The following is a 250-nucleotide window of genomic DNA, read 5'->3' as shown; positions in this document are numbered from 1 at the left end:
TGTTGCGCCAACTTCTCTTCTGACGCATCGCTCGTACATACTGTCTGCCATACTCCTTGCCCATGGCCTTCAGTCGAACCCACAGCCTCCTCGCCCGCGCGGGCAGTACCTCGACCTACAAGAGAGTTTGGCGGTACTGGTACCCGTTGATGACGCGCGGACTCGGTAACGACGAAATCGTGTTCATCAACTGGGCCTATGAGGAAGATCCGCCGATGGACCTGCCACTGGAGGCATCCGACGAGCCCAA

1 pseudogene is annotated in these 250 nt (G+C 58.4%); it reads left to right on the top strand.

The window, feature by feature from the left end:
- Positions 1-62 precede the first annotated feature (62 nt).
- Positions 63-250: pseudogene (locus BST12_RS29740) on the top strand (SAM-dependent methyltransferase); the annotation flags it as partial.

This window comes from Mycobacterium angelicum, assembly GCF_002086155.1.
Taxonomy (GTDB): Bacteria; Actinomycetota; Actinomycetes; order Mycobacteriales; family Mycobacteriaceae; genus Mycobacterium; species Mycobacterium angelicum.
This window is presented reverse-complemented; position numbering and strand designations above follow the sequence as displayed.